10 protein-coding genes and 2 pseudogenes are annotated in these 16,300 nt (G+C 66.6%); 11 read left to right on the top strand and 1 reads right to left on the bottom strand.

The annotated features are described in order from the left end of the window. Positions 1–20 precede the first annotated feature (20 nt). Together DL519_RS15770 and DL519_RS50710 are read left to right on the top strand one after the other, a co-directional pair. Positions 21–4,847, top strand: a pseudogene (locus DL519_RS15770) (type I polyketide synthase); the annotation flags it as partial. Then, the gene (locus DL519_RS50710) at positions 4,839–6,182 is read left to right on the top strand and encodes an alpha/beta fold hydrolase (RefSeq protein ID WP_449619143.1); all 1,344 of its coding nucleotides are present in this window, start codon (positions 4,839–4,841) and stop codon (positions 6,180–6,182) included. The pseudogene DL519_RS15770 and the gene DL519_RS50710, both read left to right, overlap by 9 nt. Before the next feature lie 321 nt (positions 6,183–6,503). Here the strand turns inward: DL519_RS50710 and DL519_RS15765 are convergent, their stop codons facing one another. Then, a complete protein-coding gene (locus DL519_RS15765; protein ID WP_190815890.1) occupies positions 6,504–7,724 on the bottom strand; it encodes an enolase C-terminal domain-like protein in 1,221 nt (406 codons plus the stop codon). 132 nt (positions 7,725–7,856) lie between these two features. On the opposite strand from DL519_RS15765, the gene DL519_RS15760 reads away from it, so the two are divergent. The 9 genes and pseudogenes from DL519_RS15760 to DL519_RS15720 all read left to right on the top strand — a co-directional run bounded on the left by DL519_RS15760 (position 7,857) and on the right by DL519_RS15720 (position 15,771). Continuing rightward, complete coding sequence (locus DL519_RS15760) at positions 7,857–8,903, top strand: zinc-dependent alcohol dehydrogenase (RefSeq protein ID WP_190815888.1); 1,047 nt, start codon at positions 7,857–7,859, stop codon at positions 8,901–8,903. After that, a complete protein-coding gene (locus DL519_RS15755; protein ID WP_190815886.1) occupies positions 8,900–9,673 on the top strand; it encodes an SDR family oxidoreductase in 774 nt (257 codons plus the stop codon). The genes DL519_RS15760 and DL519_RS15755 overlap by 4 nt, the downstream gene beginning before the upstream one ends. A 2-nt stretch (positions 9,674–9,675) precedes the next feature. Continuing rightward, positions 9,676–10,665, top strand: a complete 990-nt coding sequence (locus DL519_RS15750) for a 2-hydroxyacid dehydrogenase (protein WP_190815884.1) — start codon at positions 9,676–9,678, stop codon at positions 10,663–10,665. Next, positions 10,662–11,657 (top strand): sugar kinase, encoded by a 996-nt coding sequence (locus DL519_RS15745; protein WP_190815882.1) that lies wholly within the window; start codon positions 10,662–10,664, stop codon positions 11,655–11,657. The genes DL519_RS15750 and DL519_RS15745 overlap by 4 nt, the downstream gene beginning before the upstream one ends. Continuing rightward, positions 11,642–12,397: an IclR family transcriptional regulator gene (locus tag DL519_RS15740; protein ID WP_190815880.1), complete on the top strand. Its 756-nt coding sequence runs from the start codon at positions 11,642–11,644 to the stop codon at positions 12,395–12,397. The genes DL519_RS15745 and DL519_RS15740 overlap by 16 nt, the downstream gene beginning before the upstream one ends. Then, complete coding sequence (locus DL519_RS15735; protein WP_190815878.1) at positions 12,387–13,001, top strand: bifunctional 4-hydroxy-2-oxoglutarate aldolase/2-dehydro-3-deoxy-phosphogluconate aldolase; 615 nt, start codon at positions 12,387–12,389, stop codon at positions 12,999–13,001. Before DL519_RS15740 ends, DL519_RS15735 begins: the two co-directional genes overlap by 11 nt. Positions 13,002–13,131: 130 nt before the next feature. Continuing rightward, complete coding sequence (locus DL519_RS15730; protein WP_190815876.1) at positions 13,132–14,544, top strand: MFS transporter; 1,413 nt, start codon at positions 13,132–13,134, stop codon at positions 14,542–14,544. 101 nt (positions 14,545–14,645) lie between these two features. Next, positions 14,646–14,797, top strand: a pseudogene (locus DL519_RS15725) (transposase); the annotation flags it as partial. 578 nt (positions 14,798–15,375) lie between these two features. Continuing rightward, positions 15,376–15,771 (top strand): helix-turn-helix domain-containing protein, encoded by a 396-nt coding sequence (locus tag DL519_RS15720; RefSeq protein ID WP_223839061.1) that lies wholly within the window; start codon positions 15,376–15,378, stop codon positions 15,769–15,771. Positions 15,772–16,300: the final 529 nt, after the last annotated feature.

The following is a 16,300-nucleotide window of genomic DNA, read 5'->3' as shown; positions in this document are numbered from 1 at the left end:
AGCTCAGCGAGTATCTCCGCCGCGTCACCGCCGAGCTTTACGACGTCCGCGGCCGACTGGCGGAGACTGAGACGCGGCTCCACGAGCCGATCGCGATCGTCGGTATGGCGTGCCGCTATCCGGGTGGGGTGAACTCCCCGGAAGACCTTTGGAATCTCGTCGCGGACGGACGCGACGTCATCTCGGGCTTTCCCGAGGACCGTGGGTGGGACCTGGAGCACCTCTACCATCCCGACCCGGACAACCACGGGACGTCGCTCACCGACCAAGGCGGTTTTCTGTACGACGCCGCGATGTTCGACGCCGAGTTCTTCGGGATCTCGCCCAGGGAAGCGTTGGCGATGGACCCACAGCAGCGGTTGATGCTGGAGGTTTCGTGGGAGGCGCTGGAACGGGCCGGTATCGATCCCGCGTCCGCACGGGGATCGAACACCGGGGTCTTCACCGGTGTGGCACACAACGATTACGGCGGCCGGTTCATGGCCGGTGGCGCCGACGGCGGTGAGTTGGAGGGGTACTTCGGCAGTGGTAGTGCGCACAGCGTCGTCTGCGGCCGGATCGCTTACGTACTGGGACTTGAGGGGCCTGCGGTGACGGTGGACACCGCCTGCTCGTCCTCTTTGGTGGCGATGCACTGGGCGGAGAGCGCGTTGCGGGCCCAGGAATGCGACTTGGCACTGGCCGGCGGGGTGACGGTCATGTCGACGCCGTCGGTCTTCGTGGAGTTCTCGCGCCAGCGCGCGCTGGCTCCCGACGGACGGTGCAAGTCGTTCAGCAGTGCCGCGGACGGGACAGGATGGTCGGAAGGCGCTGGGGTCCTGGTACTGGAAAGGTTGTCCAGGGCGCGGAAGTTGGGGCACCGGGTGTGGGGGCTCTTGCGTGGCAGCGCGGTGAACCAGGACGGCGCGTCCAACGGGCTGACCGCGCCGAGCGGTCCGGCGCAGGAGCGGCTCATCCGGGCGGCGTGTGCCGACGCGAGCGTGTCCGGAGTCGACGTCGTGGAGGCACACGGGACCGGTACCCAGCTGGGAGACCCGATCGAAGCTCAGGCGTTGCTGGCCACCTACGGCCGTGACCGGGGCGATCGCGACCCCGTGTGGCTGGGGTCGGTGAAGTCGAACATCGGCCACACTCAGGCCGCGGCGGGCGTGGCCGGTGTGATCAAGATGATCATGGCGATGCAGCAGGGGACCGTGCCCCCGTCCTTGCATGTGGACGAGCCGTCGCGCGAGGTGGACTGGACCGCCGGGGCGGTGCGGGTCGCGACCAAGACCGTGCCGTGGCCGACGACCGGGGACAGACGGCGAGCTGGGGTCTCCTCCTTCGGTGTGGGCGGCACGAACGCCCACGTGATCGTGGAGGAGGCGCCCGAAACCCCCGCCGAATCCCAGCTCGGATCCCAGCCCGAGCCGTCAGGGACGCTTGTGCCGTGGGTCCTCTCTGGCGCGTCCGAACAGGCGGTGCGGACTCAGGCCGGACGGTTGCGGGCGATGCTGGAGCAGACGCCCGGGTGGTCACTGACCGACGTGGGCTGGTCGTTACACACGACGCGGGCGCTGCTCGACAGCCGTGCGGTGGTGTTCGCCGCAGATCCGGAGGAGGCACAGCGGGGACTGGCGGCTCTGGCGACCGGCCGCGCGCTGCCCGGCCTCATCGAGCCGGCGTCGGAAGCATCGACGCGCTCCGGCGTGGGTTTTGTCTTCAGCGGTCAGGGCGCTCAGCGCCTGGGGATGGGCCAAGAACTGGCGGCGCGGTTTCCGGTGTTCGCCTCGGCATGGGACGAGGTGTGCCGATCGCTGGCCGAGTTCGGGGGCGTGCCGGGGGTCGAGGAAGTGCTGTGGGGTACGGCGGACGCCGCGACGGTGGATGACACGCTCTACGCGCAGACCGGCTTGTTCGCCTTCGAGGTCGCCCTTACCCGGTTGCTGGAGTCCTGGGGTGTGCGACCGGACTACGTGATGGGCCATTCGCTGGGGGAGGTCACGGCTGCGTACGTGGCTGGAACGTGGTCGCTGGCCGACGCGTGCCGCGTGGTGGGTGCCCGGGCGAGGTGGATGCGTCAGGCGCCGAGCGGTGGGGTGATGGTGGCTCTGGAAGCCAGGCCCGAGGACGTGGCGGACGTGCTGGCCGGGACGCCGGTGGTGGTGGCCGCCGTCAACGGCCCGCAAGCCGTTGTCGTCGCCGGGCCGGATGACGCTGTGCGGAAGGTGGCCGACCGGTTCGCCGCGCTGGGACGGCGAACCAAGAGGCTGCGCACGAGCCACGCTTTCCACTCACCGGACATGGACTCGGTGCTCCCGGGGTTCCAGGCCGAGATCGAGGCCGTCACCTTCCACACTCCCGACATCCCGGTGATCTCGAACGTCACCGGGGAACTCGCCGATCCGGACAGCCTGACACGGCCGTCGTACTGGGCCGAGCACATCCGTGCCACCGTTCGGTTCGGCCAAGGGGCCCGGGCACTGCTCGACACCGGGGTGGGGCAGGTCCTCGAAGTGGGGCCGGACGCGTCGCTCACCGGGCTGGTCGGCGGCCTCACCCGGCACGGGCAGCGGGCCTTCGCCGCGATGCGGGCTGGGCGCCCGGAAACCGCCGAACTGCTCACCGTCGTGGCGCAGCTGTTCGCACACGGTGTTGCGGTGGACTGGAGCTGGTGTTGGGCCGATGCCGCGCCACGGCGCGTGGACCTGCCCACCTACCCGTTCCAAAGTCGGCGGTACTGGATGGATGTCCCGCCGTCCACCGCTGCCGACATGACGACGGCCGGGCTGGAAGGCGGCGGTCATCCGCTCTTGGGCGCACGGCTCGATCTGGCAGGGGATGGCACGACGCTGTTCACCAGCCGCTGGTCGGTAGCCGATCAGCCCTGGTTGGCCGATCACCAGGTCAGTGGCCGGGTCGTGGCGCCCGGTACGACCTTCGTGGAGGTGGCCCTGCATGCCGCGCGACTGACTGGATGCGAGAGCGTCCGTGAGCTGGTCCACCACGTCCCGTTGATCTTGGAACCGGACGAGGCGGTCAGCGTGCAGGTGCGGCTCGACGCCGCCGACGAGGACGGGACACGCTCGATCAGCGTCAGTTCACGGCCGGAGTCGGCGGACGGGCAGGACGCCTGGGTGCTCAACACCACCGGCGTCCTGGCTGGTTCCACCTCCGGGGACCTTGGCAAGTTCGCGTTCGCAGCGGCCTGGCCTCCCTCCGGCGCTGTCCAGCTCGATCTGGATGGTCTCTACGAGGAGCACGCCCAGACCGCCGGATTCGACTACGGACCGACCTTCCAGGGTGTCAGCGCCGTCTGGCACCTCGGTGATGACATCTATGCCGAGATCACCTCGCCAGAGGTGTTGGACACCCTCGGCTACTGCCTCCACCCGGCCCTGCTCGACGCGACCTTGCATCCGGGTCTGATCGCGTCGGAATTGGGCTTGCGTGCGGCCGGGCTGCCGTTTGTGTGGGCTGACATCACCGTCCACCGGCACGGCGCGACGAGGCTGCGCGTACGTGTCCGGCGGCACGACGACCACCGGATTTCCATCGACGTCGCTACTGCCGAGGGTGCACCCGTCGTTGCCGTCGATTCCCTGACCTTGCGGCCTCATCAGCTCGCTACCGGAGACCGCGCGGGCACGAGGTCGTTGCTCCGCCTGACGTGGAGCGCCGCGCCGGTCGAGGTGCGCTCGAGGACATTCACGTGGCAGGTGGCAACCAAGGATTTCTTCGCGCTGGAGTCTTCTTTGGCGGCCGTGGGGGTGGTGTGCGTCGGCACGTCGACCGAAAGCGGCGACCTGCACGCGCAGGTGACGTTGGCCTGCGTCGACGGAACGGTGGACCAGAGTCCATACGATTGCGCCGTCAGGACACTGACGATTGTGCAGCAATGGCTGTCGAGTGTGAGTGATCCGCTCGCGCGCCTGATCGTCGTGACCAGGGGCGCGGTCGCCGCGCGCTCGACCGAGGCCGCCATAGATCTGGCCGCGGCCACCGCACGCGGCTTGCTTCGCAGCGCCCAGACGGAGAATCCGGGCCGGATCACCCTGGTCGACATCGACGAGGGCAACGGCATCGGTGAAGCGCTGCTATTCGCGGCTGAAACCGACGAGCCGGAGGTGGCCCTGCGCGCGGGCCGGATACTGGTGCCCCGCCTCGCCACCGAGACTCCCAGCGGGCGAACCGCCGCGGCGGGCGAAGCCGGTAATGCGATCAATCCGGCGGGCACACTGCTGGTGACCGGCGGGACCGGGACCCTGGGCGGCATTCTCGTCAAACATCTGGTCTCCGTACACGGGGTCCGGCACCTGGTCCTGACCAGCCGTCGTGGCCTCGACACCCCAGGAAGCGCGCAACTGTGCGAGGAACTGCGCGAACTGGGCGCGGAAGTCACCGTGGTGGCCTGTGATACCGCCGACCGTGAGGCACTGCGCGTGCTGATCGACTCGATCCCCACCGGCCGGCCGTTGGCCGGCGTAATCCATCTCGCCGGGATTACCGACGACAGCGTGGTCACCGCCCTGGACAAGGAACAACTGCAGCGTGTACTGCGGCCGAAGGTCGACGGGGCCTGGAACCTGCACGAGCTGACGAAGGACAAGGACCTGTCCGTCTTCGTGTTGTTCTCGTCCGCTTCGGCGATACTGGGCGGGGCCGGCCAGGGCAACTACGCCGCCGCGAACGCGTTTCTCGACGCGCTGGCCGGACACCGGCGCCAGCAGGGGCTGGCCGCGGTCGCACTGGCTTGGGGATTGTGGGCCAAGCACAGTGAGATCACCGCCAAACTGTCGGAGTCCGATCGCGCGCGGCTCGCGGATTCCGGCATGCTCCCACTCGACGACGACGAAGCCATGGCTCTGTTCGACGCCGCGATGCTTAGCTCCGAAAGCCTGCTCGCCCCCATCGCCTTCGACGCGGCGGCGATGCGCAAGAACCTGGACACGTCCCCCGCACCGATTCTCAATACGGTGGCCGGGACACGGAAGCGGGTCGTCACTGCGAAAAGCACGGCCGGGAAGCCGGCACTCCTGGGCCGGCTGGCCGGCTTGTCCGACAGCGAACGGGTGTCCGCGGTCGCCCAGGCGGTCCGGGCTGAGGTTGCGTCCGTGCTCGGCCACGCCGACACCGATGAGATCAAGGACACGGCGATGTTCCGGGACCTCGGTTTCGACTCGCTGGCGTCGGTGGATCTGCGCAACCGGCTCAGCACACTGATGGGGTTGCGTCTACCGGCGACTGTGGTCTTCGACTACCCCAATGTGCAGGCCTTGGCGGACTACCTGGTGAGCCGGATCGAGACGATCGGCGACGAACCCGGCGGGACGGTGCTGGAGCAGGGCGCCGACACGCGAGCGCACCCACACGCCGAACAGGAGGACACCGTCTCGGCCCTGTTCCGCTCGGCGGTTGGTGAAGGCCGCGCGGCGGAGGCGCTCCAGCTGATCGGCGCGGTAGCCGCATTGCGGCCGATGTTCGGCGGCACGGATACCAGGGCGACGTCGCCACTGGAACCTGCGTCGTTGAGCCAAGGCGGACGCGGGCCCGAGCTGATCTGCCTTCCGTCGCTGGGTGCCATGGCCGGAATCCAGCAGTATTTCCGGCTGGCCGAGGCTCTGGGCGCGACACGAGCACTGTCGTCCTTCTCGGTGCCCGGTTACCTGACGGGTGAGGAGCTGCCGGATTCCTTGGACACGCTCGCGTCCTTATTGGCGACAAGTGTCAAGCGGCACCTGGGCCGATCGAAGGAGTACGTCCTGCTCGGGCACTCCTCAGGTGGCTGGATCGCGCACCTCGCCGCCGAACGGCTCGCTCGGGAGGGAATGCCGCCCGTCGGTCTCGCCCTGCTCGACACCTATTTGCCCGGCAGTGACGAGACCGCGGCGATCCTGCCTGAGCTCATCGCGGACATGGTCGAGTCACCCGCCGGTACCGCCCCGCTCGAACAGGTCCGCCTCACGGCGATGGGGTGGTACTTCAGGATCTTCGCCAACTGGGAGCCGACGTCGCTTCCGGCACCCACGCTGTTCGCGCGCCCCAGCGTTCCTTTCCGCGAACACCTCCGCGAAGCCGGTTGGCAGGCCACATGGCCGCTGGAGCACAGCTCGGCACACGTCGCAGGTAACCACTTCACGATGGTGGGCGAAGAGGTCGTGGAGACCGCACAAGCGGTGTCTACCTGGCTCGATTCGTTGTGATGCGACATTGCGACTTATGTTGAGTTCTGATCTGGGGTCAATTCGCTTTTGATGCGTGTTGTTGCTGGAGAATCTCTTGTGGACGCGTCCGCAAGAGATTCTCCAGTTCAGAATGCCGGGTCGGCTGCAGCGGTGGGTTCAGCGCTGGTGGTGGTGATGTCGACGTACTCGCCCGCCGGTTGAACCCGAACCGCGCGGGAAGATGCGCGGTGGCAAAGGCGATCGCGATGCTCGGCCCCTCATCGTGCGCGTCGGCGAACCGAACGAGCAGCGAGGAAGTCTTGCGCGGCTCCGCCGCGTCTATCCCGAACTAGGAGGATGTCATCTCGATACCGGTGTCGTGGGTTTCTCCTCGTCGGTGGCCCAGTCGGCGAGTTCTGGCATGACTTTATCGTTGATGTGCAGGCCGATGCCGGGTTCAGTGGGGAATTCGGGGTGGCCGTTGATGACGGCGGGTTCGCCGAGGAAGAGCGGTTCGACGCGTTGGTCGCCTCCCCAATAGGACGGGTTGGTGAGGTGTTCGATCCAGGTGCAGTTGGGCTGGGACAGGACGACGTGCAGGGTGGCGGCGGAGTAGACGTGGGGGATGACGTCGATGCTGGCACCGGAGGCCATTTGGCACACCCGCCGCAGTTCGGTGATGCCGCCCACCCGGTGCACATCGGGCTGGAGCACGTCGGCCGCGCCGGCGTCGATGAGGTGCTGGAAGCCGTAGCGGGTGAATTCGTGCTCCCCGGTGGCGATAGGCACCAGACCGAGGCCGCGGAGCGCGGCGTGGCCTTCGACGTCGTCGGGGATGAGTGGTTCTTCGACCCAGCGCAGGTCGAACTTGGCCACGCCGCGCAGCATGTCGGTGGCGAAGGCACGGTCCCAGCCCATGTAGGCGTCGCTCATCAGCTCGATGTCGTCGCCGATTTCGTCGCGGATGGCCTCGATGTAGCGGAGGTTGGCGAGCACGCCGCGGCGCCCGTCGGCGGGTCCGTAGGGCCAGTTCGCCTTGACCCCGGTGTAGCCGCGTTCGGTGTAGTCGCGGGCCATGCGGCGGACCTCGCTGAGGTCATCGTCTGGTTGGACCTTGCTGGCGTAGGCGCGGACGGTCTTGCCGTGGTACCCGCCGAGCAACTGGTACACCGGCTGGCCGAGGGTTTTGCCGAGCGCGTCCCAGATAGCGATGTCGATCGCGCTGATCGCTTCGATCGCGGCGCCTTTGCGTCCGTACACAATGGACGATCGGTAGAGCTGTTCCCAGATTTGTTCGGTGGCGCGTGCGTCGAGTCCGGTCGCGATGCGTCCGAGATGCTCGTTGACCATGGCGGTCGCCGCGCCGATCCCGTCCTCGGCGTAGCCGATACCGGTCGTGCCGTCGGCGAGGGCGACGCGTACGACGACGACGCCCTGTGGCCAGGTGTACCAGGACCATCCGTTGCCGCGCTGCGGGAACTGGCTCATCGGGTTGGGGCCGCGGACGCTCTTCTGCTGCTGCCAGAAGTTGCCCCACATTGACCGGGCGACATGTCGTGCTTCGACTCGGGTGATCTCCATCGATTTCCTCTGCGCAACGCTGGGGGTCTGACTCTGACGCGTTGACATGTTAACCCGGTCGGCCTACATTTTGCACATAGTTCATCGGCATTGCAATATTTGCAACGGGAGTTGATTGTGGGCATCGGATCAATGCGTGCTGTGTCCTGGGCCGGTGTCGATCGACTCGAACAGCGGGTGGTCCCGATCCCCGAGCTCGGCCCCGGCGAAGTTCTGATCAAGGTCTCGCGGGTGGGCATTTGCGGCTCGGACTTGGCGATCTTCCGGGGGCAGCACGCGCGTGCCCAGCCCGGAGTGATCATCGGTCATGAGTTCTGCGGAACCGTTGCCGACTCGAACGCCCCGGGTGCGCCACCGGTAGGGAGCCAGGTCGCAGTGCGGCCGCTGATCGTCTGTGCCGATCGTGGAACGGTTCCGATGTGCCGGGCCTGCGCCTCCGGGAACTCCCACGTGTGCGCAGCGCTCGGGTTGTACGGGGTGGACGAGCCGGGCGGGCTGGCCGAGTACGTCGCGGTGCGCGCCGACGCCCTCCAGCTGGTGAGTCCGAACGTTGCGCCGGAACTGACTGCACTGGCTGAACCGCTCGCAGTTGCGGTGCACGCGGTGTCGCGGTCGGGGTTGCGGTCAGGCGATTCCGTCGCGGTTTACGGTGCGGGGCCGATCGGTTTGCTCACTGCGTTGGTAGTCCGGTATCGCGGAGCCGGCGATGTCGTGCTTGTCGAGCCGAACAACTGGCGGCGTGGCGTCGCGGAACGGTATGGGTTCACCGTCCTGCCTTTCGGGGCGGAAACACCCGCCGAGATCCGCAGGCGGAGCGCCGGCAACGGAGCGGACATCGTTTTCGACTCCGCGGGGCATCCTGCGGTGGCCTTGCAGTTGACCGAGACCGCAAGGATCCAGGGGACGATCGTGATCGTCGGTGTCTACAAGTCGCCGCCGGCGGTGGATCTGCGCACGGTCAACTTCGCAGAGCACCACGTGATCGGCACCCGGGTGTACGGGTGCGCGGACTTCGCGGCCGCCACCGAGTTGATCGAAACCGACGCGCTGTCGCTGTCGGACCTGCCGACCACGACCTTCCCGCTGGATGCCGCAACCGACGCGTTCGCTGCGGCGGCCCAAGGTGAGGGTTGCGTGAAGGTCCTCATCGACCCATCGCAGAACAGGGGAAATGCATGACGAATACCGCACCAGCCCGTGGGGCGTGGGTGATTGGCGGCGGTAGCGGCATTGGGCGCGCGGCCGCACTCCGGCTGGCACGCGACGGCTACCACGTGATCGTTTCCGGTCGACGCGAGGAGCACCTGGCCGAGACCGTCAAGGAGATCATCGAGGCCGGCGGGCACGCGGAGCCGGTCCCGGTCGACGTCACCGAGGACGACTCGGTGACCGCCGCGCACCGGACCGTCGAAGAACGGGTGGGAACACTCGAGGTTCTGGTGTGCTCGGCGGGTACCAACGTGACGAATCGTTGGTGGTCCCAGCTCAGCAGCAAGGACTTCAGCCGGGTCGTCGACACGAACCTGAACGCGGTGACCCGGTGCGTGCTGACGGTGCTGCCGGGATTCCGGACTGCCGGCTTCGGCCAGGTGATTGTGGTGTCGTCGTGGGCAGGATGGCGCTACATGTCTGCGGCCGGTGCCGCCTACAGCGCCAGCAAGACTGCGCTCGGTGCGCTGGTGGAAACGCTCAACGACCAGGAAGGCCGCCACGGTATCCGGGCCACGCACCTGTGCCCGGGCGAGGTCGACACCCCGATACTGCAGACCAGGCCGGTCCCGCCGCCGACGGAGGAGGTCGAGCGCATGCTCTCGCCCGACGACGTCGCCGAGGTGGTCGGTTCGGTCGTGGCCCTGCCCGCCAACGTCTGCGTCAATGAACTCGTCGTCACTCCGGTGTGGAACCGGATGTACGTCGACACCAGCGCTTACACCCCGACTGGAGCCTGACGATGCGGGTGGCCGTCACAGACGAGAACGTCTGGCCGTGGCTGCGCGGCAGCACCGCCCTGGCCAACCGGCCGATCGAATTGGAGTACCTTCCGGGAACGGATCGCGCAGCTGTGCGCGACCGCCTGTCCGGCGCGACCGCCTATGTAGGGGTGTTCTTCGACGCTGAACTGGCCCGCGCGGTTGGACCGGACTTCCGGTTCCTGCAGGTCACTGCGGCCGGAACCGACCACATCGCGATCGACGAACTCCCCACCTCGGTCGCCGTGTGCAATGCCTATGGGCACGGCCGTTCGATCGCCGAGCATGTGCTGATGGTCCTGCTCGCAGCGCGCCGCCACCTGCTGTGGCGCGACGCGGAATTGCGCCAAGGTCGTTGGCGCACTCGGATGGTGGACCCGACCGCACCGGTGTTCCGCACCCTCCGGGACAGCACGGTGGGGATCATCGGCTTCGGCCATATCGGACGGTCCATTTCGCAGCTGTGCCGGGCGGTGGGCATGCGGCCGATCGCGGTCCGGAAATCCGCGAGCAGCCGCGACGTCTCGGACCCGGACGCCGTGTGGGTGGCCGGCATGGACGCCCTCGGCGATCTGCTGGACGAATCCGACGTGCTCGTCGTGGCATGCCCGCTCACCGACGAAACCCGTGGACTCATCGCGGCACCCGAGCTCAAACGTCTCGGCTCGGCCGCGACCGTGGTCAACGTCGGGCGCGGCGCGGTGTTCAATGAGAGCGACCTGTACGACGCGCTGCGGCAAGGGACCATCGCCAATGCCGCACTCGACGTATGGACCACACCGGCTTCCGCAGACGTGGCCCCGCCTTCGCCGTTCCCTTTCGCCGAGCTGGACAACGTCGTCATGACCCCGCACTTCTCGGCCACGGCCGACGACACGTATTCGGAACGGGCGGAGGAGGTCGTCGAGAACCTCGTGCACCTGCTCGACGGAACCGCGCTGCGAAACGTGGTCCGGGAGGCATCGCCATGACCACAGCGGAGGAGCTGGATCTGGTCGCAGTTGGGGAAACCATGGTGATGGTTACACCCGAGCCCGGCGGACGCCTGAACACCGGCAGCAGTTTCATCCTGCGACCGGGTGGCGCGGAGTCCAACGTCGCCGCTCTGCTCGCGAAACTCGGACACCGCAGCGCGTGGGCCAGCGCCGTCGGAACGGATCCGCTCGGCGACATCATCATGGAGTCCCTGAACGGGCAGGGCGTCGACGTCGATCTCGTCCGCCGCGACGAACGCCGCCCCACCGCGGTGTACTTCAAGGACCCGGCCCCGAGCGGGACCAAGGTCTACTACTACCGGACCGGTTCGGCGGCATCGGCGATGAACACAAGCGACGTCGCTGCATGGACCCAGCGACCGGCGCGCATAGTGCACATCTCGGGGATCACTGCGGCAATCTCGGCTGACGGAATGGACGTGGCCCGCCACGTCGTCTCCGACCGACCGTTCGGCCCGGCCCTGGTCAGCTTCGACGTCAACCACCGACCGAACCTCTGGACGAACGGCGCGGCGGAACTCCGCGCACTCGCCCAACGCAGCGACATCGTGTTTGTCGGTCGGGACGAAGCCGAAGCTCTCTGGGGCACCTCCGACGTCGACAGTGTCCGGGAGCTCCTCGACGAACCGACCTCCCTGATCGTCAAGGACGGTGCGACCGAAGCCGTGGCGTTCACCCCGGCCGGCGTGTTCCGCGAACCATCCATCCGGACCGATGTGGTCGATGCTGTCGGGGCTGGCGATGCGTTCGCCGCCGGATGGCTCAGCGGGCTGCTCGACGATCGCGACGAGGTGACCCGTCTCAGGCTTGGGCATTATGTGGCGTCGCGGGTTCTGGCCTCGCCTTCCGACTTCGCCGAACTGCTTCCGGCGCGAGAGATCGTTGGAATGCTGGATAGCCTTTTCGACGAGCCGAACGGTGAAGCAGCCGACGATCCAAGGAGCGATGACCTATGTCGCAGACCGTAGCGCGCGCGATCGACATCATCGGATTCGTCTCGCGCCAGCATCGTTCCCTCGGAGAGATCGCCGAACACCTCGGAGTACACAAGTCCACGGCGCTGCGTCTGCTCCAGACGCTGGAGGAGGGCGGCTTCGTCCGCCGGGTCTCCGAGGGGTACGGCATGGGCTTTCAGCTCATCGCATTGGGCCAGCTGGCGCTGGACCAGGTCGAGGCCCGCTCGCTGGCGCACCCGGTCCTGCAGGAGCTCAGCGAACAATACGGGCACACCGTCCACCTCGGCGAACTGGTCGGTCACCAGATCGTCTACGTCGACAAGATCGACGGACGCGGCAGCGTCGCGATGGGCTCCCGGATCGGCCTGCCGGCGCTGGTGCACACCGCTGGTGTCGCGAAGATCATCACTGCCTACCAGGACCACGACACCCGAGCGCGCATCCTCGACGGCGCGACCTTCGAGCGCTACACCCCCACGACCATCACCGACCGGGCCGACCTGGAAAAGGACCTCGATGCCACCCGAGACCGGGGCTGGGCCGAGGACAACGGGGAACGCGAGGACTACATCAACTGCATCGCCCTGCCCGTGTTCGACGCACGGGGCAAAGTTACGCACGGCATCTCCATCACGGCGCTGCGCGCGGTGGCGCCGCTGGAGGAGCTGCGAGGGCACATCGACCGATTCCGGGCAGCCGCGCACCGGATCTCCAAGAGCCTGGGCTGGCGAGGAGACCAATATGGACACTGACACCTTCTTCAAGCGTAGTCTCGACCGCAACCCGGTGCTGGGGATCTTCCGCAACCTCAGCCCTGAGCAGACCGTGGCGATGTGCGAACACGCCTGGGACTTCGGGGTCGAACTCGTCGAAGTCCCCGTGCAGTCACCTGACGCGCTTCCCGCGCTGCGCGCAGCACTCGCCGCCGCGAAGCCACGCGGCAAACCCGTCGGCGCGGGCACAGTCACCGCAGTGGATCAACTGGCCGCAGTCCATGACTTGGGCGTGGAATTCACCGTGGCCCCCGGTACACTCCCCGACGTCATCGCCGAATCACGACGGCGCGGCCTGCCGCACCTGCCCGGCGTCGCCACCGCCACCGAGATCTCTACCGCGCTCGCAGGCGGTCTCACCTGGCTGAAAGCCTTCCCCGCCGCACAACTAGGCCCGGACTGGATTTCCGCCCAGCTCGCACCGTTTCCCGACATCAGGTTCGTCGCGACCGGGGGAGTCGATGCATCCAACGCGGCCCACTTCCTTGCCGCCGGATGTCGAGGAGTGGCAGTCGGATCCGCACTGTCCGATCCGGACGCGTTGCCGGAGCTCCGGCGCGCCGTAGCGAAAACGGAACGCTGACGTTCACCGATCGATTCGAGGTGGAATTCTTGACACCGAGGAATTCTGCGACCTAGCATTGTGATTAATACATCATCATTGCAACATTTGCAATGATTCCCTGTTGAGTGCTCCTATGTAGCGCCGAATCGTGCATTCAACGACGAACCGCAACGGCGATCAGAAAAGAGCCACCGTGACACCTTCGCCCACTACCGCGGCTGCCCTCGACAGTCGCGGCACGAGACGAGTCGTCATCGCCAGTTCGATCGGAACGGTGATCGAATGGTACGACTTCGCCCTCTACGGAGCGGCATCCGCCCTGGTTTTCGGACCACTGTTCTTCCCGGAACAAAGCGCGATCGGTGGCGCGCTGGCCTCGTTCGCGGTCTTCGCCGTCGCGTTCTTCGTGCGACCGATCGGTGGCATGATCGCCGCTCACATTGGTGACCGAATCGGGCGGAAGCCCATTCTGATCTTCACCGTCACGCTCATGGGCGTGGCCACAGTGGCCGTCGGGCTGCTGCCCACCTACGAGGCGATCGGCATGTGGGCGCCGATACTGCTCGTGCTCACCCGCATGCTGCAGGGCATCGGCGCCGGAGCGGAGTTCGCCGGTGCTGTGACCGCAGTCGCCGAATACGCTCCACAGAACAAACGAGCTTTCTACACCTCCTTCGCTCAAGCCTCCGTGGGGCTGGCGTTCGTCCTGTCCACCGGATTCTTCGCGGTGCTGGCCGCGATCCCGCGGGATGCGCTGCTCAACGGGGCGTGGCGGATTCCGTTCCTCGCCAGCGTGGTGATCTTCGGCGTCGCGATCTTCATTCGGCGTCGCGTCGAAGAAACACCGGAATTCACCCAAGCCAAATCCGAAATCAGCAAGGCAACGACCGAACCGACGAAGATCCCGCTGCTGCAAGCGATCAAGGCAAGCCCACGAGAGCTGATCGTCGGCATCCTCTGCGGCTCCGGATTGAACGTCGCCGGCTACCTCGTCAACACGTTCTCGTTGAGCTACATCAAGACCACGCTGGAAATGTCGGCCACCGTCGCGACGCTTGGAGTCGTCGCAGCCACCGGATCGAGCATCATCGCCGTTCCGTTGTTCGGCATCCTCGCCGACCGCAGCGGCCGCTGGCCGGTCCTGCTCGGCGGCGCGATCTTCACCGCGATCTACATGCCGTTCTACTTCATGCTGCTCGATACCCGCCAGCCAGGCATCGTCGTGGCAGCAATGGTGATCGCCTACGGCGTTGGCCAAAGCGCCATGCTTGGCTCCCAAAGCGCATTCCTCTCGGAACTCTTCGAAACTCGCTATCGCTTTACCGCGATCGCGGCCTCGCGCGAAATCAATGTCATGGTCCTCGGCGGCACCACACCCTTCATCGCCACCGCTCTGGTCGGAGCAACGAACGGCTCGCCCTGGCCAGTGGTGCTCTTCGTCGTCGCCAGCCAGTTCCTGACCATCGTTTCGGTGTTCCTCGCACGCCGGACACGTCGAATCCCCGGCACAGGTCCCTCGAACTCACAAGCGCGGGAAACTGAATCCCAGCCGCTGACCTGAGAAAACGCCTCACCGGTAACGCCGGCCGCATGAAGAGAACACGGTCTGGCCGCTGAGTCGAACAGAAGTCCTTGGCGACCCGACCGTGGCCGGGTCGGTGGGGGATCTTGTTCGTGCTGCACATGGGAATGCCTTGGGAGTTCCTGCCGTATGAGCTCGGGTACGGCTCCGGCATGATCTGCTGGAGGAGGCTGCGGGACTGCAACATTGCCGGGTATGGCAGCAATTGCACGAAGTGCTGTTGCCCGAGCTGAGGTGAGGGGCACCCTTGAGCGGTTTAGCCGACTGAAGAAGCGGTTTAGCTGCCCAAGGGTGCCCCTCACCTCGTTGAACGCGGCTCGCACGTGGGCGCGTTGAAGGAGGGGACCCAAAAGCTGCTCCAGCCTGGGAGGCAAGATCAGATGCCGTTGAACCCTGGAGCGTCACAGCCGTTGCCGGTAGGCCCGCAGTGCTTGAGCGAAGCGCTCTTGAAGATCGCGTTCTGCTTTGCGTCCCGGAAGTACTCCCACCTCGAACAGCCTCTTGCGGCTGTGCTTGCCGGGAATGTCATCCGTCGACGTCAGGCTGCGTGTTGGTACTCGTTGAGGATGCTGCCCAGGCGCTTGCGTTTTCGTATGCCGAGGTGGGCGATCTGGGTTGGATCGGCGATCGGCTCCGGCAAGACCTCCGATCAACTTGGAGCTTCTGATGATCTTTCGGTTTTAGGTTGACCTGCTTTTGGGGGTTTGTATTGCTGGGTGGGATGATCGTGGGGCGTCGAGTTCTTCGCGACAGTCGGGCGAGTGGGCCCGTGATAGCAAACGTGTTGGCGTCAAACGGGATTTCGATGCGTTGCGTGAGCGTCGGATGCGGGCGGCGGAGATGTTCGATCGGGGCGGGCGACAGGCCGAGGTGGCCTCTGAATTGGAGGTGTCGGCGCAGGCCGTGTCGCGGTGGTATCGGTTGTGGTCGGACGGTGGGCGCGAGGCGCTGGCCGGCGCCGGCCGTGCCGGGCGGATGCGCGAGCACTCCGACGAGCAGTTGGCAGAGGTCGAGGCAGAGTTGACCAAAGGTCCACTCGCCAAGGGATTTGCGACCGAGATGTGGACTCTTGCGCGGGTGAGAGAAGTGATCGAGCGAGTGACCGGCGTCCGGTATTCGGTGACGCAGATCTGGACAACGCACAGAGCGACTCGACCAGGCGCCGCAGCATCGGCGTTGCCGACGCACAAGCGATCGAGCACATGACCGAAGGATTCCGGTCCAACATCTTCGCGCGGGGCGGCGAGCTGATGCATTGAGCCGCGCTCGCCCAGCTGCATGCAGTCCGCGGCTTCGACGATGCAGACTGCACCGACGCGCCTGGACCTGGCGACCGCCGACCTGGCCTGGGTCACTGGATGGGCTTCCTGGGACATCGACGACCACGACCAGGCACAGAAGCTGTGGGCCTTCTCGCTCAATCGTGCGAAACGCGCTGAGCACCACCCACGCAGCACCGACCTGACAATCGGTGTACTGCTCGACGCCGCATACCAAGCCCTGCAACGCCGCCAGGCCCGCACTGCCCTGCGTCTTGTGGAGCACGGCGTCACTATTGCGAACACCAGCGCTCACGAGGCGAGCGTGAGCACACGCCGACCTCCACGCCAGCCGCGCCTGGTGCCACGGCGCACTCGGCAACGCAACCAAGTGCAGGGACGCCCTGAGCGAGGAAACCGACGCGTTCGAGCGAACAAGGCCCGAGACCGTGCCGCCATGGGCCCGCCACTTCACT

It is taken from the genome of Saccharopolyspora pogona (assembly GCF_014697215.1).
In the GTDB taxonomy this organism is placed as follows: domain Bacteria; phylum Actinomycetota; class Actinomycetes; order Mycobacteriales; family Pseudonocardiaceae; genus Saccharopolyspora; species Saccharopolyspora hattusasensis.
Note: the sequence above shows the minus strand (reverse complement) of the source record. Positions and strands in the feature narration are given on the sequence as shown.